Raw genomic sequence first — 17377 nt, 5'->3', positions numbered from 1 at the left:
AACTGTTTGGTAGAGTAAATCACGTGAAGCCTGACGAGGAGAGGGGTCCGCAGCGGTGAAGCCGTCACCGACGCCGCCGGGAGGGCCGGAGTTCCCGCAATCTCCGCAGCCTCCCGGGGCGCCGCCGTACGTCCGGGGGCACGGCCTGCTGCGCGGCCGGGTCGCGGTGGTGACCGCCGCCGCGGGCACCGGCATCGGCGGCGCCTGCGCCCGCCGCCTGCTGGAGGAGGGCGCCCGGGTGGTGGTGAGCGACGCCCACGAGCGGCGGCTGGCCGAGACCCTGGCCGAGCTGGAGAAGGAGTTCGGAGCCGGGGCGGTGACCGCCGTGCCGTGCGACGTGACCTCCGAGGAACAGGTGCGCGCCCTGTTCGCGGCCGCCGAGGAGCGCCTCGGGCCGGTGGACGTGCTGGTCAACAACGCCGGGCTCGGCGGCACGGCCAGGCTCGTCGAGATGACCGACGAGCAGTGGAACCGCGTGCTCGACGTGACCCTGACCGGGACCATGCGCTGCACCCGCGCCGCGCTGGCGCTCATGCAGCCGCGGGGCCGCGGCGTGGTCGTGAACAACGCCTCCGTGGTCGGCTGGCGCGCGCAGGAGGGCCAGGCCCACTACGCGGCGGCCAAGGCCGGGGTCATGGCGCTGACCAGGTGCGCGGCCGTCGAGGCCGCGCCGTACGGCGTGCGGGTCAACGCGGTGGCGCCCTCGCTGGCCATGCACGCGAACCTGGTCAGGGTGACCACCGAGGAGCTGCTGGCCGAGCTCACCGCCAGGGAGGCGCTCGGGCGCGCGGCGGAGCCCTGGGAGGTCGCCAACGTTATCGTCTTCCTCGCGAGCGACTACTCCTCCTACCTGACCGGAGAGGTCGTCTCCGTCTCCAGCCAGCACCCCTGAGAGGTCCGTCTCCCATGAGCCCACGACGCCGAGACTCCGAGAGCGCCGCCACCGCCCGCGCCGGGCGGCGGGCCGAGCTGCTCGCCACGGCCGCGGAGGTGTTCGCGTCCCGGGGATACTCCGCCACCACGGTCCGCGAGGTGGCGGACGCGGCGGGCATACTCGGCGGCAGCCTCTACTACCACTTCGACTCCAAGGAGTCGATGGTCGACGAGATCCTCTCGACGTTCCTGACCGACATGTGGGCGTCCTACGACCGCATCACCGCCTCGGGGCTCGGTGCGCGCGAGACCTTCCACCAGCTGATCGCCGAGTCGTTCCGGATGATCGACCTGTACCGCCCGGCGGTCATGATCTACCAGAACGAGTCCAGGCACCTGGCGGCGAGCCCGCGCTTCTCCTACCTGCTCGACTCCATGCGGCGCTTCCGCGAGATGTGGCTCTCGGTGCTGGACCGGGGCGTCCTCGACGGGGAGTTCCGCGCCGACCTCGACACCGGCCTGATCTACCGCTTCATCCGCGACACCGTCTGGGTGGCCGCGAGCTGGTACCGCAGCGACGGCCCGCTGAGCGCGGACGAGATCGCCCGGCAGTACATCGTGATGGTCCTGGAAGGGATCCTGGAGACCTGAGGAGTTCACCGTGGCCATTCGGACGACCCCCGGAACGGCCCCCCGGACGGAGGCGTACATCGTCGAGGCGGTCCGCACCCCCGTGGGGCGGCGCGGCGGCGGCCTGTCGGGGGTGCACCCCGCCGACCTGGGCGCCCACGCGCTGACCGCGCTGATGGAGCGCTCCGGGGTCGACCCGGCCGCGGTGGAGGACGTGGTATTCGGGTGCGTGGACACGGTCGGCCCGCAGGCCGGGGACGTCGCCCGCACCTGCTGGCTGGCGGCCGGGCTGCCCGAGGAGGTGCCCGGCGTCACGGTAGACCGGCAGTGCGGCTCCTCGCAGCAGGCGGTGCACTTCGCCGCGCAGGCCGTGCTCTCCGGCACCGCCGATCTGGTGGTCGCCGGCGGCGTGCAGAGCATGTCGCAGGTTCCCATCGGCTACGCGATGACCGCCGGGCAGGCGCTCGGCTTCGACACGCCCTTCACCGGGTCGAAGGGCTGGCGGGCCCGGTACGGCGGGCAGGAGGTCTCCCAGTTCCGCGGGGCCGAGATGATCGCCGAGCACTGGGGCATCTCCCGCGAGGAGATGGAGGCCTTCGCCTGCGAGTCGCACCGGCGGGCGGTCCGGGCGATCGACGAGGGGCGCTTCACCCGGGAGAGCGCGCCGCTGGAGGGCGTCGAGCACGACGAGGGGCCGCGCCGCGACACCTCGCCCGAGAGGATGGCCGGGCTGCGGACCCTGGTGGAGGGCGGCCGGCTGACCGCGGCGCTGGCCTCGCAGGTCTCCGACGGCGCCGCGGCCCTGCTGATCGCCTCCGAGGAGGCGGTGCGCGTCCACGGGCTGCGTCCCCGCGCCCGCGTGCACCACCTCTCCGCGCGCGGCGAGGACCCGGTCCGGATGCTCTCGGCGCCGATCCCCGCCACGGCGTACGCGCTGAAGAAGGCGGGCATGGCGATCGGCGACGTCGACGTGGTGGAGATCAACGAGGCGTTCGCCCCGGTCGTGCTGGCCTGGCTGAAGGAGACGGGCGCCGACCCGGCGCGGGTCAACCCGAACGGCGGCGCGATCGCGCTCGGCCATCCGCTCGGGGCCACCGGCGCCCGGCTGATGACCACGCTCCTGCACGAGCTGGAGCGCACCGGCGGCCGGTACGGCCTGCAGACCATGTGCGAGGGCGGCGGCCAGGCCAACGTCACCGTCATCGAGCGTCTCTGAGCGGGCGTCCGGTACGGGCATCCGCTGAATCCCCCATGCCCTCTGACCTGCAGGTCGCGTCCATGGCGCTTACCCGGTCCGACTCCCGTGGACGCCGTCTTGCGATCTTGTTCAGGAGTCGGCCGGTTGATGGGATCCGGTGGCTGCGGGGGCGGTCCATGCGAGCAGCATGCGGAGGGAGTCGTGGGACGAGGTGCCCGGCTGGGCCGCGTACGTGATCAGCGCCTGGTCGGGGTCGTCGGCGGCGCGCAGGGTTTCGTAGGTCAGTTCCAGGTCGCCGACCAACGGGTGGTGGAACCTCTTGATGCCCGAGGTCTTGTCCTGGACCGGATGTTCCGCCCACAGGCGGCGGAAGTCCTCGCTCCTCATCGACAGCTCCCCGATCAGGTGTGCCAACTGCGGGTCGGTGGAGTGATTCCGTCCTGCCTCCAGATGGAGGTAGGCCACGTTCTCGCGGGCGCAGGAGGACCAGTCCGCGTACAGCTCCCGGGACGCCGGGTCGAGGAAGGTGATCCGGGCGATGTTGCGCTCGGCCGGGTCCACGGCGGCGTAGTCGCCGAAAAGGGCGCACGCCGCCGGGTTCCAGGCCAGGATGTCCATGCGCCGGCCCATCACCACCGCCGGTACATCCTTCAACTCCTCCAGCAGCCGCCGGAGCATCGGCCGCGCGCTCTGCCGGCGGATCCGGTGTTGGCGCGCTGAACGGGCGGTGCGCCGCGGTCGGGCCAGGTGGTGCAGGTGGCGGGTCTCGTCGTCGTTCAGCCGCAGTGCGCGGGCGAGGGCGTCGAGCACGGCGTCCGAGGGGTTGGACACGCGGCCCTGTTCCATCCGGGTGTAGTAGTCGACGCTCATGCCGGCGAGCTCGGCGATCTCCTCGCGGCGCAGGCCCGCGACACGGCGCGTCCCGCCGAAATCCGGTAGGTCCACGTCCTGCGGGTGCAGGCGGGCGCGGCGGTTCCGGAGGAAGTCGCTCAGACTGGTCGCGGTGCTCATACGACGATTGTGGCCGATCGCGGCGGTGTGCTGCCTGGCCCTGCCGGTGCCAGGCAGCACGCCGCCGGCCTGCGACCCGGAGCGGGGATGTCAGGCCTGGCGGGTCGGCAGGACGATCGACTGGCGCAGATTGACGTGCCGGCGACGGCTGACGGTGTACGCGATGAGGTCGGCGATGTCTTCGGCGGTGAGGGCTGGGATCGCGGTGAACATCCCGTCGAGCTGCCCGCGCAGTTCCGCGTTGTCGATGTGCCCACCGAGTTCGGTGTCGGTCAGGCCCGGCTCGATGGTACTGACCCGGACGTCGCGTGGGCCCAGCTCGGTGCGCAGTGCGGCGGACAGCTGGGTGAGGGCGGCCTTGGTGGCCCCGTACACGGCGTAGTCGGGGAAGAGGACGTGAGAGGCGATGGAGGAGACGTTGACCAGGTCGGCGGTGCGGCCATCGGCGGCGGCCGCGGCGAGGTCGGGGGTGAACGCTCGGATGACGCGCAGAGCGCCGGTGAGGTTGGTGTCGATCATGCGGGTCCATTCGTCGAGCCGGCCCTCGGTGAGGGGGTTGGGCAGCATCACGCCGGCGTTGTTGACCACCAGGTCGACCAGGCCGTAGGCATCGTGGACGGCCTTGACCGCAGCGTCGACGGAGGACTGGTCGGTGATGTCGGCGGTGACGGCGAGGGCCTGGCCTCCGGCGGCGGTGAGTTCAGCGGCCAGCGCGTCCAGCCGGTCGGTGCGCCGGGCGAGCAGGGCGACGCGGGCGCCGCCCTCGGCGAGCAGGCGAGCGGTGGCTGCTCCCATGCCGCTGGCCGCTCCGGTCACGACGGCGGTGCGGGTGGTGAGTGAGGGATAGCTCATGGGGTTCTCCCAGGTCTGCTGTGCGGGCCGGTTCCGGCACCCCGGCGGGCCGGTGCGGTAGGCGGATGCCGACCACTCTGCGCCCGGCAGGGACGGCCGACCAGTGCCTGCCGTTCCCTGGGAGAGCCGGTACCACCCTGGGTCGGTCGGGAGGCGTACGGGCTGCCTTGGCCCGGACCTGAAGCATGTCTGCCCGGTCGTCGGCGGCGTCCGGGTTAGGTTGGCCCCACCACGAGCCGTACGGCACGCCAAGGGGACGATGCTCGCCGATCCGGCCTCCGCCGCCGCCCTCGACGGCCACCGCGACTTCGGCCGGGCCGTGCCCACCCCCGACCACTTCCTGCCGCTGCTCTACCTGGCGGGCCTGGCCGGCGCCGACGGCGGCGCCACCGAGGTGCTCATCGACGGCTACGCCTACGGCTCGCTGTCCATGACCGCCTACACACTCGACCTGAGCTGCCCCGGTGCCGACGGCGGCACCGCACCGGCGCCGCCCCTGCCCGGTGACGTGCCGCCCGACGCCTCCAACATGTGACCGGTGGCCTCGCCGGCCTCGTCGGCGGCCGTTGCCAGGGACGGCGATGCGACCGGCGTCGCCGCAGGCGGACGGTCGTGCGCACACGCGATCCCGAGCCGCGGCGACCGGTGGGCGTTCCGTGGGCGCGGAATGTCGTTCTATTTCATATGAAAAGCGGGATAATCCGATAAAAGCATGGCTCTCGATTATCCGCCGCTCTATGATCTTCTCCTTGACGCATGTCAATGGAGAACGGGGAAGATGGACGCGATACGGGACCGGCGGTTCCTCGCGTTGATCGCCGTGGCGATCGCGATCACTCTGTTCGGCCTGTACGCGCTGGTGGCGGGGGCGGACACCGGGGACGGCGGGGGCGCGGCCGAGCGGTCCCGGCCCGGCCCCGCGCGCCCCCGGGTCATGGAGCTGTCACCCGTCCCGGACGCCGAGCCCGCCCCGTCCGCCGTTCTCACCCCCGGGCCCTCCGCGCTTCCCCCGACACCCGCGCCCGTGCCCCCGACGCCCGCGCCGCCGACGCCCGCGCCCGCGCCGCCGGACGGACCCGGACCGGTCGCGGCGAGGTACTTCGACGCCTGGCGGGCCGGCGACCTGGCCGCCATGGCGGGCCTGGTCGCCGGCCCGCCCTCCGACTTCGCCGAGCGGCACCGCAGGTTCAGCGCCGACCTGCGGGTCACGTCGGTCTCCCTGACCCCCGGCACCCCGTCCGGCGGCGGGGACACCGCCGAGGTGCCCTTCACCGGGGCGCGGGAGGTCGCGGGGCTGGGCCGGTGGGAGTTCTCGTCGGTCCTGCGCCTGGCGCGGCGGGACGGCTCCTGGAAGGTGCTCTGGTCGCCGGAGACCCTGCACCCCGCGCTCGGCGGCGGCGGGACCCTGCGCCGCAGGGAGACCCCGGTGCCCCGGCCCGCCACGCTCACCCGCGAGGGCCTGCCGTTCCCCCGCGACAGCAGGGCGGGCGACCACTACACCGGACTGGACGGCACGGCGGTCGACGTGGAACTGGTGGAGAAGCCCTCGGGCCGGGTGCTGCTGGCCGCCCGCGCCCCCGAGGTGCCGGGCACGCGGACCACGATCTCCCAGGCAGTGCAGGCCGCCGCCGCCCGCGCCCTGGACGGCGTCGGGCAGCCCGCCGCGATCGTGGCCGTGGACGTGCCGACCGGCCAGGTGCGCGCGGTGGCGGACACGCTGGGCGCCAGGGGGGCGTTCGCGGGCCTCTACCCGCCCGGCTCGACGTTCAAGGCGGTGACCGCCGCGGCGCTGCTGCGCACCGGCCTGACCCCGGACTCCCCGGTCCCCTGCCCGGCGACCTACACCATCCCGAACGGCCGGAGCTTCGACAACGACGGCGGTGCCGACCACGGCACCGTGCCCCTGGCCACGGCCTTCGCGCTCTCCTGCAACACCACCTTCGCCCAGCAGGCCCGCGAGCGGCTCCGCGGCGGCGGGCTCCGGGCCGAGGCCGCCGACCGCTTCGGCTTCCGTGAGAAGCCGGGTGCGAGCACCTGCCGCATCCAGGAGGCCGCCACCGCGGACGACCTCGGGGCCGACGCCATCGGCCAGCACTCGGTGCTGGCCAGCCCGCTGTGCATGGCCGAGGTCGCCGCCGCGGTCGCGAGCGGCACCTGGAGGCCGGCGATCACCACCGAGCAGCCGCCCGCCGACGCGCCCGCCCCCGTGCCGCTGGACGAGGGCGTGGCGGCCGGCCTGCGGGCGATGATGAGCGCCGCGGTCACCCGGGGCACGGCCGCCCAGGCGGGGCTGCCCCCGGACACGGCGGGCAAGACCGGCACCGCGGAGGTCACCGGGATGCGCTCCCACGCCTGGTTCATCGGCTACCGGGGCGATCTGGCCTTCGCGGTGCTCGTCCGGAACGGCGGGAGCGGCGCCGCCGTGGCGGCCCCGATCGCCGCCCGTTTCCTCCACGCTCTCTGAAGCGGCGCCGCCGGCGGACGGCTCCGTCGTCCGGCCCCGGGTGCGTTCCGTTCCGGGGAAGGGGGTCACCCGGCCGGGGCGCGGGAAGCGGGTCGGCCCCTGGCGATGATGTACGGGACCAGCTCGCCCATTCCCCGCACGGTGAGCGGGCTCACCGGCCGCAGCTCGAAGGAGGCGTCGCCCTCCAGCTCCTCGGCCACCGCGGGCCCGGCGAGAACGGCGTCGGCGGGGGCGAGCGCGGTGAGCCTGCTGGCCAGGTTGACCGTGGTGCCGAACACGTCGCCCATGCGGCCGATCACCTGGCCGACGGCCAGTCCCACCCGCAGGGCCGGTACGCCCCTGGTCCGGGCGTGGACCTCCACGAGCCGCAGGGCGATCTCGGCCGCCGCGGCGGAGGTGTCGGCGACGAACAGCACCGAGTCGCCGAGCGTCTTCACCACCCGGCCCTCCGAGGAGGCGACCACGTCGGCCGACCGGCTCTCGAAGCGTTCGACCAGGCGGGCCAGCTCCGTCTCGGTGATCTGGCGGCTCAGCCGGGTGAACCCGACCAGGTCGGCGAAGCCCACGGCCAGCCGTACGGTGCTCGTCTCCTGGTCCACGACGCGGCCCGCCGCGGCGGCCAGCTGCCGCCGCCAGGCGTAGACCAGCAGCTGCTCCAGGTCCGGCACCACCCGGTCCGCCCGCGTCCGCCAGGCGGATGCGCGCTCGCCGAGCGGGACGCCGGCCTGGTCGAGGACCTCGGCCCCGAGTACGGCCTGCGACTCGGCCAGCCGGGCGGTGGCCCTGCCCAGCGACCGGGTCACCAGGAGCGCGTGCTCCTCGTCGTAGGTCCCGTCGCGCACCAGGCCGACCAGCGTCCGGAGCGCCTCGACGTCGGAGTCGGTGAACTCCACCGCGTCGTCCGGGACGTTGGCGAAGCCGAAGGCGCGCCAGAACCGCCGCGCGCGGTACATCGGCACGCCGGCCATCGCGGCCACCTGGTGGCTCGTGTAGCGGCGGTGCTGCCGGAGGAACGCGCCCGCCAGTTCGTCCGTCAACGGATCCTCGACCGTGGTCAACCCTGCTCGTCCTGGCCCCGTGGGGGGAATCGCAACATACATCCTGCATGCTGCCGGATGCCAGGACCGGGGCGCCCCGCCGGCTGATCACCGTGTCGGAGCCGTCAGACGCGCCAGGGCATGTGCTGGAGCGTCCAGGTGTTGCCGTCCGGGTCGGCGAAACGGGCATAGTAGACGCCGCCCAGGTCCTCGACCGGCTCCACGTCCGCGCCGCGCCCGATGAGCTCCGCGCGGGCCTTCTCGATGTCGCTCACCACCAGGTGCAGGCCGCGCAGCGTGCCGGCCGGCATGTCGAGGGACTCGATGCCCTCGGTCAGGGTGATCGAGCAGGCCGAGCCCGGCGGGGTGAGCTGGACGACGCGGACCCCGTCCGCAGGCCGCACGTCGACGTCCACCTGGAAACCGAGGCGGTCGGCGTAGAAGGCCTTGGCCCGGTCGATGTCGGTGACGGGCACCGGGACGAGTTCGAGGAGGAACATGCCGGGGCGGACCGGCGGCGCGGCGGGGTCCACCGGGACGTCGGCGACGTCGGCCGGGATCTCGGTCTGCGTGGGCCGGGCCGGAGTGGGTCGGGTGTCGGTCATCGTGGTCCGCCTTTCAGGGTCATCTCGGTGAGCATCCCGGCGAGACGGTCGTACGCCTCGCCCGCGCCGCGTTCCATGGGGGTGCGGAGCACGCTGTCGCGGACCTTCCGCGAGGGGTAGCGCGCCGTGGTGGTCATCGCGGTCCGGCCGTCCCGCTCGTCGAAGACGGTCGTGACGAGGGCTTCGCCTTCCTCCCAGCCGTCGTGGACCTCGCTCTGGACCAGCCGGCCGGGCGCGTCGATCTCGTGGAACACCCCGCCGAGGCCCATCTCGGCGCCGTCCGGGCCGCGCGAGACGAAGCGCCAGGCGCCGCCCGGACGCAGGTCGACCTCGCAGACGACGAGGTGCCAGCCGCGCGCGCCGTGCCACCGCCGGAGCAGCTCGGGCCGGGTGAAGGCGTCGAAGACGAGCCGGCGGGGAGCGGTGAAGGTCCTGGTGAGCATGAGGCCGGCGCCGGGCAGCGCCCGCACCGTCAGGCCTCCGCCCTGCGCCTGCCGCGGGGTCACGGGGTCCCCTGCTCTGCGGCGTCCGGTCCGTCGTGGTCGAGCTCGCCGAGCAGGGCGTCCAGCCGCTGGTAGCTCTCCTCCCAGTAGGAGCGGTAGCCCGCCAGCCAGTCGACGGCGTCCTTGAGCGGGGCGGCCTCCAGCCGGCAGGGCCTGCGCTGCGCGTCGCGCCCCCGGGAGACCAGCCCGGCGCGCTCCAGCACCCGCAGGTGCTTGGAGATGCCCGGCTGGCTCATCGCGAACGGCGCGGCCAGCTCGGTCACCGTGGCCTCGCCCTCCATCAGCCGGGCGAGGATCGCTCGCCGGGTCGGGTCGGCCAGCGCGGCGAACGTCGCGTCGAGAACGTCGGCAGCCATATTGATTACCTTCCGGTTCTATAACCAGATGGTTTTCTACCGTGCTGGATCGCGGCCTGTCAAGGACCACGGGCTCGCGCCCGCCGGCCCGCCGGCCGGCGGATGAGGCGCCGCCGGCGAACGATGACCGCGACCCGGTGCCGCGGCGGCCTCATGCGTGTGGATTCACCGGACAGGCCTTAGGGTGCACAGCGTGTACGTGAAGATCTGCGGGCTGCGAGAGCCCGGGCATGTGGCCGCGGCGGTCGAGGCGGGCGCGGACGCGATCGGCTTCGTCCTCACCCGCAGTCCCCGGCGGATCACCCCGGAGCAGGCGCGGGAGCTGGCCGCGGCGGTGCCCGCGCACGTCCTGACCGTGGCGGTGTTCGCCGGAGAGGCGCCGGAGGAGGTGCGGGCGGCCGCGCTGGAGTCCGGGGTGCGCGCCGTCCAGCTGCACGGCGACCACCCGCACGGGGACTTCACCGCCCTGAAGGACCTCGGCCTCACGCTGGTGCGCGCGGGAGCGGCGGGCGCGGACCTGCGCTGCGGCGCCTTCGACGAGGATCTGCTGATCGTCGACGCGCCCCGGCCGGGCTCGGGCGAGCCGTGGGACTGGGCCGCGGTGCGCGGGCGCCCGGAGGGCCGCTGGATGCTGGCCGGAGGCCTCGACCCGTCTAACGTGGCCCGCGCGATCGCCGAGGCGCGCCCGTGGGGGGTCGACGTGTCGAGCGGGGTGGAGACCGCGCCCGGCGTGAAGGACGCCGGGCTCATCCGGGAGTTCGTCGCCGCCGCTCGCGGCGGGACTGAGCCGGCGTAGCGGCCGTCCCGGCCCCGGCCGTCCCGGCCCCGGCGGGGCCGGGACGCGGGGTCCGCGGGCCGGTCGGGCGGGAGCGCCGCGCCGGCCGCGTCGTCCCGCGCCGGCGGCGGACCGGGGCCCTGCCGCGCGGCTCCGGGTCAGGGGCGCAACGCCGCGAGCTGCTGCTCGAAGGGGACGACGGCGTCGAAGGGGTCGGAGGGCTGCGGGGCGGGGGCGGACCGGCCCGCCACCAGGGCGGCCAGCTCCTCCGCGGCGCGGTCGATCCGGGCGGCCAGGCCGTCGGCGCCCGCGTCCCCGGCCGAGCCCCAGTCCTCGGACGCGGCGTAGACCGCGGTGGGGACGACGACCGCGCGCAGGTAGGCGAAGAGCGGGCGGAGCGCGTGCTCCAGGGCGAGCGAGTGGCGCGCCGTACCGCCGGTCGCCGCGACGAGCACGGGCTTGCCGGTGAGCGCGGTGTTCTCGATCACGTCGAAGAACGACTTGAAGAGCCCGCTGTAGGAGGCGGTGAAGATCGGCGTCACGGCGATGAGGCCGTCCGCCCCCGCCACCGCCTCGACCGCCTCGCGCAGCGCGGCGCCGGGGAACCCGGTCACCAGGTTGTTGGCGATGTCGACGGCCAGGTCGCGCAGTTCCACCACGCGCACCTCCACCGCCCGCTCCCCGGCCAGCCGGGCGCGGACCGCCCCGGCCAGCCGGTCGGCCAGCAGCCGCGTCGACGAGGGCCGGCCGAGACCGGCCGAGACGGCCACGATCTTCAGGGTTTCCATCGGGTTCTCCAGTGCGGTGCGTGCGGGAGGGCGGATCAGGCGGCGGGGCCGGTGGTCTCCCCGGCGGTACGGCGGATCAGGCGGCGGGGCCGGTGGGGACGGGGGCCTCCCCGGCGGCTCCGGCGGTACGGCGGGCGACCAGGGCCGCGTGGGTGGGGCCGTCCGGCACGCCGGCGGGACGGCGGGCGGCGAACTCCCTGCGGAGCACCGGCACGACCTCCTCGCCGAGGATGTCGAGCTGCTCCAGCACGGTCTTCAGTGGCAGGCCGGCGTGGTCCATCAGGAACAGCTGGCGCTGGTAGTCGCCGAAGGACTCGCGGAAGGTCAGCGTCCGGTCGATCACCTGCTGCGGGCTGCCCACGGTGAGCGGGGTCTCGGCCGTGAACTCCTCCAGCGACGGGCCGTGGCCGTACACCGGGGCGTTGTCGAAGTAGGGGCGGAACTCCCGTACCGCGTCCTGGGAGTTCTTCCGCATGAACACCTGGCCGCCGAGCCCGACGATCGCCTGCTCCGGGGTGCCGTGGCCGTAGTGGGCGAAGCGCTCCCGGTAGAGGCCGATCAGCCGGATGAAGTGCTCCTTCGGCCAGAAGATGTTGTTGGCGAAGAACCCGTCGCCGTAGTAGGCCGCCTGCTCGGCGATCTCCGGGCTGCGGATCGAGCCGTGCCAGACGAACGGCGGGACCCCGTCGAGCGGCCGGGGGGTCGAGGTGAAGCCCTGCAGGGCGGTGCGGAAACGCCCCTGCCAGTCCACCACGTCCTCGCGCCAGAGCCTGTGCAGCAGCGCGTAGTTCTCGACGGCCAGCGGGATGCCCTGCCGGATGTCCTGCCCGAACCAGGGGTAGACCGGCCCGGTGTTGCCGCGGCCCATCATCAGGTCGACGCGCCCGTCGGCCAGGTGCTGCAGCATGGCGTAGTCTTCGGCGATCTTGACCGGGTCGTTGGTCGTGATCAGGGTCGTGGCCGTGGAGAGGATGAGCCGTTCGGTCCGGGCGGCGATGTAGCCGAGCATGGTCGTCGGCGACGACGGCACGAAGGGCGGGTTGTGGTGCTCGCCGGTGGCGAAGACGTCCAGGCCGACCTCCTCCGCCTTGAGTGCTATGGCCACCATGGCCTTGATCCGCTCGTGCTCGCTCGGCGTCCGGCCCGTGGTCGGGTCCGTGGTGACGTCGCCTACGGTGAAGATCCCGAACTGCATCGTGCTCACCGTCCTCCATCTCGTTGAACTTTCAACTTTCCTCAGCGCTGCAGAACGAGAGCGTATTCCCTCCGGCCGCCGTCCGCCCGGACAGGCTCAACGGAATCGTCCCGGTGGAGACGGGTAGGGGCGGAGGGAGCCCTCGACCGGGAGGGACCGTGACCTCCGTGACCTCCGTGACCTCTATGACCTCTATGACCTCCGTGACCGCCACCCTCGCCCTGGCGGGGGACACCATGCTCGGTCGCGGTGTCGGCGAGCTGCTGGCCGGGCCCGCGGACCACCTGTCCGGCGAGATCCGCGCGCACCTCGCCGCGGCCGACCTGGTCGTGCTCAACCTGGAGTGCTGTGTCTCCGCGCGGGGCGAGCCCTGGGACGCGCCCGGCAAGCCGTTCCACTTCCGGGCCCCGCCGCGGGCCGCGGAGCTGCTCGCCGGGCTCGGGGCCGGATGCGTCACGCTGGCCAACAACCACGCGCTCGACTACGGGCGCACCGCGCTGCTGGACACCCTCGGCCACCTGGACCGGGCCGGGATCCGGACGGTGGGGGCCGGGGTGACGGAGGAGGAGGCCAGGGCGGGCGCGGTCCTGGCGGCGGGCGGCCTGCGGATCGGCGTGCTCGGCGTCACCGACCACCCGGACGACTTCGCCGCGCGCCCGGACGCCCCCGGGGTCGCCTACGCCGACCTGCCGTGCGGCGTCCCGTCCTGGCTGACCGACCGGATCGGCGCGCTGCGCGAGCGCGCCGACCTCCTGCTGGTCACCCCGCACTGGGGACCCAACATGACCACGGCACCCCTGCCGTACGTGCGCTCCGCGGCCGGGACGCTGGTCGCCGCGGGGGCGGACCTGGTCGCGGGCCACTCGGCGCACCTGTTCCACGGCGTCGCCCCGCCCGTCCTGTACGACCTCGGCGACTTCGTCGACGACTACTACGCCGACCCCGGCCTCCGCAACGACCTGGGCCTGCTCTTCCTGGTCACCCTGGACGGACGGGGACCGGTACGGCTGCGCGCGGTGCCGCTCAGACTGGAGTACGGCCGCACCGGCCCGGCCCGCGGCGGGGACCGGGAGTGGATCAGGGACCGGTTCACCGCCGCCTGCGCGGCCCTGGGCTCCGGCCTCCGCAACGACCTGGGCCTGCTCGTCCTGGACCTCCGCTGAGTGGTCCGGCACCGGGGCGCCGTATCCGGGGGCACCGCACCGGCGGCCTGCTCAGACCCCGAACAGGCGGGCCGCGTCGTCGTGGCAGACGGCGCGCAGCCGGTCGTCCCCGAGTCCGAGGCCGGCCAGGCCCCGCAGGGCCTCGGCGTAGGGACAGGGGATGTTCGGGAAGCCGGTGCCGAGCAGGACCCGGTCTCCGAGGTCCGCCGGGCGCGGCAGCTCGACCCGGGGGAACGGCGCCAGCGCCTCGCTGAAGGCGGTGAAGGCCATCGTGGTGTCCAGGAACACGCCTTCGTACCGTTGGGCGAGGTCCAGGAACTCGGCGTGCTCCGGCATGCCCATGTGCGCGACCACCAGCCGCAGGCGCGGGTGGTGTAGTGCACCGCGCCGTGCGGGTCGAGCTCCCTGCCGATGCGTTGCCGCCCAAGCCCAGGTGCTACAGGCTCAGTACCGGTAGTGTCCGATCAGAGACTGCAGCTCACCGCCCATCCGGGCCAGTTCGGCCGTGGCGCGCTTGGCTTCGTCGATACCGCCGGCCGCATTCTGGGCGGCCTCGGCCACTCCGGCGATGTTGGCCGCGATGTCGCTCGTGCCGGTCGCGGCGTCGGTGACGCTGCGGTTGATCTCGCCGGTCGTGGCGGTCTGCTCCTCGACCGCGCTGGCGATGGTCGTCTGGTAATCGTTGATCTTGCTGATCACGTCGGTGATCTGTGCGATCGCCTCGACGGAACCTTGGCTGTCGCTCTGAAGGGTCGCGATCCGGCCGGCGATGTTCTCGGTGGCCCTGGCGGTCTCCTGGGCCAGGTCCTTGACCTCGCCGGCGACGACCGCGAAGCCCTTGCCGGCGTCGCCGGCGCGGGCGGCCTCGATGGTGGCATTCAGCGCCAGCAGGTTCGTCTGCTCGGCGATCGAGGTGATGACCTTGATGACTTCACCGATTTCCCGCGACGACTCGCCCAGCTTGGTCATGGTGCGGTTGGTCGATTCGGCGATTTCGACGGCGTCGCCGACGACCCGGGCGGCCTCGTTGGCGTTCTGTGAGATCTCCCGGATGGACATGCCCATCTGCTCGGCGGCTGCGGCGACGGTCTGCACGTTGTGCGCCACCTGCTCAGCCGTACTGCTGACGACGGCGGCCCGGCCGCTCGCCTGGTCGGCGCTGCCGGCCACCAGCTCGCTGGTGGCCGACAGTTCCTGTGAGGACGAGGCCAGCGTGTCGGCGCTGCCTGCGATCGTGCGGACCAGGTCGAGTTTGCGCGTCAGTTCGTCGTTGAACGCATCGGCCAGCGCGGACAGCTCCTGGGTGCCTGCGGGGGTGAGCTGGAAGGTCAGATCGTCGTGGTCACGCGTACGCAGGGAGGCGGTGTAGGCGACGACGACGCCGCCGACCTTCGTCTGCAGCAGGAACAGGACCGCGCCCATCGCGACGGGCAGCAGCACGGCGAGCCCGATCAGCAGCCGGATCGAGGCGTCGGTCGTGCTGTTGGCGTCTTCGACGGCCTGTGCCGAGCGGTCGTTCAGCAGTTTCTGGAATTCGTCCATCGGGCCGGTGATGACCGCCTTGTCGGCGGCGTACTTGGCGTCGAACATGATGGTGCGCGCGACCTCGAGCTTGCGTGCCGGGCTGAGCGCCTCGTCGGCCGCATCGAGCTCGGTCTGCGCGATGGCCGGTGGCATGTCGGCCGGAGCCGTCCCGGACGCCTCCAGGACCAGCCGCTGGGACCGGGACTCGGTCTTCACCAGCGCGTCGGAATTGGCTTTGGCCTCGTCGACGAGCGCGAGCTCCTCCTGGCCCGCACCGAGCTGCTTGAGCCGGGCCAGGGCCTGGTCGCGGGTCTTGGTGACGTCGACCTCGTTCCAGTAGTCGTCCAGGTGCGCGCGGTCCGTGGTGACCGCGTACATGCGTGCCTCGTCGGTGAGATGGTCCGAGGCGGACTGGAGCTGCAGGCCCAGGGTCCTGAACTGGGCCTGCCGGTCGTAGGCGAGCTTTTCCTCCGTCACAGCAGAGCTGACGAGCATCACCGCGAACACCAGCAGGCCGGTGAACAGCACGAGCGTTCCGATGGCCGCCTTATTGATGGTCGACTGCCGCACTCGTCGGCTTCGATTAGCGGACATGTCGGCGCTCCTTGCTCGTAGCCGTTTCCATCCGGGCTCGGATGTCTCTCCGAATATCGGCCGGGAGCCGCGGAGCCGAAGGTATTCGGTGATACTCCGATCGAACCCGTAGGGTCCGTCTGCATGATCACCATGGCTAGGTGCTCAGCCCGGTCGCGGTGAGGCACACGTCGGGCGGATGCGGCCCGGAATGGATCTTCTTCGGCCTGCACTTCACGATCCAGACCAGATCGTCAAGATCGGTGAGTGGCGACGGGGCCGGCCGCCGCCCGGCGCAGCAGCGGCCGGACCCTTTCAGCCGGGTTCGGCTCCGGCGCATACGCCGGCAGCCACTCAGCGCCGGCCACGGCGAAGTCGTCCGGCTCCCGGACCAGGTGCACGTTGTCCCAGCACCACACCAGCGGAGTACACGGCCACGAGCGGCGGACTCAAGGGACCTACGGCATCTTCTCAACTTCGACGGCGAGGCGGACGCCGATGTTCTTCTGAGATCTTGTCTTGCTCCGGTCCCTGGGAGATGGTGGAGACCGTGTGCCGGACGGGAGGTGGCATGTCCTTTCTCACCGAAGACGACGTCTACGACCATGTCCACGGGATCTGCTTCAAGACCGGCCCGCCCGGGCTGACCGGCATCGAGTCGGAATGGCTGGTCACCGACCCGGCCAGACCCGGCGAGCACGTCCCCCTGCCCCGCCTCACCGCCGCCGTCCGGGCGGCCTCCCCGCTGCCCTCGGGCAGCGCCGTCACCTACGAACCCGGCGGCCAGCTGGAGCTCAGCTCCCCGCCCCTGCCCGGTCCGGCCGCCGCCCGCCAGGCCCTCGAGGCCGACCTGCGCCACCTGGACCCGCACCTGGCCGCCGCGGGACTGCGCCGCACCGGATGCGGGCTGGATCCGCGCAGATCCCCCCTGCGGCAGCTGGACCTCCCCCGGTACACCGCGATGGAGGCGTACTTCGACGCCCGCAACGCGGCCGGGCGCGCCATGATGTGCTGCACCGCCTCCATCCAGGTCTGCCTCGACATCGGCCGCGACCTCGGCGAAGCACGCGCCCGCTGGCGGCTGCTGCACCGGCTGGGGCCGGTGCTGGTGGCGGCGTTCGCCAACTCGCCCCTGTGGCGGGGGCGCCCCACCGGCTGGCGCTCCACCCGGCAGGCCTTCTGGACGGCGCTCGACCCGTCGCGCAGCCGTACCGTGCCGGACGGCGGCCCCGATCCGGCGGCGGCCTGGGCGCGCTACGCGCTCGACGCGCGGGTCATGGCCGTGCGGCGGACCGACGGCCCGTGGGCCGTCGACCCGGGCCTGACCTTCCGGGACTGGCTCGGGGGAGGCCGGTACGGCCGGCCGACGGCCGACGACCTCGACTACCACCTGAGCACGCTGTTCCCGCCGGTCCGGCCGCGCGGCTGGTTCGAGCTGCGGATGATCGACGCCCTGCCCGAACCGTGGTGGCCGGTGCCGCTCGCCGTCGCGGCCGCCCTGACCGACGACCCCCGGGCCGCGGACGCGTGCGCCGAGGCCGTCGAGCCCCTGCCCCCGGACGCCTGGGAGGGCGCGGCCCGCACCGGACCGGGCGGACCGGGGCTCGCCCGGGCGGCGCGGAGCTGCTTCGCCGCGGCCCGCGACGCCCTGCCCCGGATCGGGTCCGCCGACCTGGTGCCCCTGGTGGACGCCTACATCGAACGCTACGTCGAACCCGGCCGGTGCCCGGCCGACGACCTGCTCTGCGAGGTGCCGACTTGACCACCGAGGATGTGACCACCGAAGGCGTGAACAGCGCGGACACGACCACCGAGGACATGACCACCGAG

At 73.4% G+C, this 17377-nt stretch carries 17 protein-coding genes and 1 pseudogene; 8 read left to right on the top strand and 10 right to left on the bottom strand.

The features are described from left to right. Positions 1–55: 55 nt before the first annotated feature. Genes IEZ06_RS07970 through IEZ06_RS07960 form a run of 3 tightly spaced genes read left to right on the top strand, consistent with a single transcriptional unit; the run spans position 56 to position 2719 of the window. Positions 56–892 (top strand): SDR family oxidoreductase, encoded by an 837-nt coding sequence (locus IEZ06_RS07970; protein ID WP_189236003.1) that lies wholly within the window; start codon positions 56–58, stop codon positions 890–892. Between the two features lie 14 nt (positions 893–906). Then, complete coding sequence (locus tag IEZ06_RS07965) at positions 907–1524, top strand: TetR/AcrR family transcriptional regulator (protein WP_189236002.1); 618 nt, start codon at positions 907–909, stop codon at positions 1522–1524. A 10-nt stretch (positions 1525–1534) separates the two neighbouring features. Continuing rightward, a complete protein-coding gene (locus tag IEZ06_RS07960; protein WP_229797874.1) occupies positions 1535–2719 on the top strand; it encodes an acetyl-CoA C-acetyltransferase in 1185 nt (394 codons plus the stop codon). A gap of 111 nt (positions 2720–2830) precedes the next feature. Here IEZ06_RS07960 and IEZ06_RS07955 read toward each other — a convergent pair whose 3' ends face one another. Next, entirely contained in the window at positions 2831–3712 is an 882-nt protein-coding gene (locus IEZ06_RS07955) for a helix-turn-helix transcriptional regulator (protein WP_189236001.1), read from the bottom strand. A gap of 90 nt (positions 3713–3802) precedes the next feature. After that, positions 3803–4564: an SDR family oxidoreductase gene (locus tag IEZ06_RS07950; protein ID WP_189236000.1), complete on the bottom strand. Its 762-nt coding sequence runs from the start codon at positions 4562–4564 to the stop codon at positions 3803–3805. A gap of 220 nt (positions 4565–4784) precedes the next feature. Between IEZ06_RS07950 and IEZ06_RS07945 the strand changes: the two genes are divergently transcribed. Continuing rightward, a complete protein-coding gene (locus IEZ06_RS07945) occupies positions 4785–5099 on the top strand; it encodes a class III extradiol ring-cleavage dioxygenase family protein (protein WP_203871900.1) in 315 nt (104 codons plus the stop codon). Between the two features lie 243 nt (positions 5100–5342). Next, on the top strand, positions 5343–7028 hold the full coding sequence (locus IEZ06_RS07940; RefSeq protein ID WP_189235999.1) for a penicillin-binding transpeptidase domain-containing protein: 1686 nt from the start codon (positions 5343–5345) through the stop codon (positions 7026–7028). Between the two features lie 65 nt (positions 7029–7093). Here the strand turns inward: IEZ06_RS07940 and IEZ06_RS07935 are convergent, their stop codons facing one another. The 4 genes from IEZ06_RS07935 to IEZ06_RS07920 form a co-directional block, all read right to left on the bottom strand. Next, positions 7094–8065 (bottom strand): adenylate/guanylate cyclase domain-containing protein, encoded by a 972-nt coding sequence (locus tag IEZ06_RS07935; protein WP_189235998.1) that lies wholly within the window; start codon positions 8063–8065, stop codon positions 7094–7096. Between the two features lie 125 nt (positions 8066–8190). Beyond that, entirely contained in the window at positions 8191–8670 is a 480-nt protein-coding gene (locus IEZ06_RS07930) for a VOC family protein (RefSeq protein WP_229797873.1), read from the bottom strand. Beyond that, the gene (locus IEZ06_RS07925) at positions 8667–9176 is read right to left on the bottom strand and encodes an SRPBCC family protein (protein WP_229797872.1); all 510 of its coding nucleotides are present in this window, start codon (positions 9174–9176) and stop codon (positions 8667–8669) included. Before IEZ06_RS07925 ends, IEZ06_RS07930 begins: the two co-directional genes overlap by 4 nt. Beyond that, positions 9173–9529 carry an ArsR/SmtB family transcription factor gene (locus IEZ06_RS07920; protein WP_189235997.1) on the bottom strand — a complete coding sequence of 119 codons (357 nt, stop codon included), beginning with the start codon at positions 9527–9529 and terminating at the stop codon, positions 9173–9175. Before IEZ06_RS07920 ends, IEZ06_RS07925 begins: the two co-directional genes overlap by 4 nt. A 193-nt stretch (positions 9530–9722) precedes the next feature. Between IEZ06_RS07920 and IEZ06_RS07915 the strand changes: the two genes are divergently transcribed. Continuing rightward, the gene (locus tag IEZ06_RS07915; protein WP_189235996.1) at positions 9723–10325 is read left to right on the top strand and encodes a phosphoribosylanthranilate isomerase; all 603 of its coding nucleotides are present in this window, start codon (positions 9723–9725) and stop codon (positions 10323–10325) included. Between the two features lie 137 nt (positions 10326–10462). Here the strand turns inward: IEZ06_RS07915 and IEZ06_RS07910 are convergent, their stop codons facing one another. Both IEZ06_RS07910 and IEZ06_RS07905 read right to left on the bottom strand, forming a co-directional pair. Beyond that, positions 10463–11092 (bottom strand): FMN reductase, encoded by a 630-nt coding sequence (locus tag IEZ06_RS07910; RefSeq protein WP_189235995.1) that lies wholly within the window; start codon positions 11090–11092, stop codon positions 10463–10465. A gap of 76 nt (positions 11093–11168) precedes the next feature. Then, entirely contained in the window at positions 11169–12287 is a 1119-nt protein-coding gene (locus tag IEZ06_RS07905) for an LLM class flavin-dependent oxidoreductase (protein WP_189236120.1), read from the bottom strand. Between the two features lie 194 nt (positions 12288–12481). On the opposite strand from IEZ06_RS07905, the gene IEZ06_RS07900 reads away from it, so the two are divergent. Further along, positions 12482–13450 (top strand): CapA family protein, encoded by a 969-nt coding sequence (locus IEZ06_RS07900; protein WP_229797871.1) that lies wholly within the window; start codon positions 12482–12484, stop codon positions 13448–13450. A 51-nt stretch (positions 13451–13501) separates the two neighbouring features. Here the strand turns inward: IEZ06_RS07900 and IEZ06_RS07895 are convergent. Together IEZ06_RS07895 and IEZ06_RS07890 are read right to left on the bottom strand one after the other, a co-directional pair. After that, a pseudogene (locus IEZ06_RS07895) lies at positions 13502–13822 on the bottom strand (amidohydrolase family protein); the annotation flags it as partial. Between the two features lie 72 nt (positions 13823–13894). Next, positions 13895–15568 carry a methyl-accepting chemotaxis protein gene (locus IEZ06_RS07890; RefSeq protein ID WP_203871899.1) on the bottom strand — a complete coding sequence of 558 codons (1674 nt, stop codon included), beginning with the start codon at positions 15566–15568 and terminating at the stop codon, positions 13895–13897. 550 nt (positions 15569–16118) lie between these two features. Between IEZ06_RS07890 and egtA the strand changes: the two genes are divergently transcribed. Beyond that, the gene (gene egtA, locus IEZ06_RS07885) at positions 16119–17309 is read left to right on the top strand and encodes an ergothioneine biosynthesis glutamate--cysteine ligase EgtA (RefSeq protein ID WP_189235994.1); all 1191 of its coding nucleotides are present in this window, start codon (positions 16119–16121) and stop codon (positions 17307–17309) included. The last annotated feature ends 68 nt before the right edge of the window (positions 17310–17377 follow it).

Origin of the sequence: Planomonospora antibiotica (genome assembly GCF_014647955.1) — a bacterium.
GTDB lineage: Bacteria > Actinomycetota > Actinomycetes > Streptosporangiales > Streptosporangiaceae > Planomonospora > Planomonospora parontospora.
Note: the sequence above shows the minus strand (reverse complement) of the source record. Positions and strands in the feature narration are given on the sequence as shown.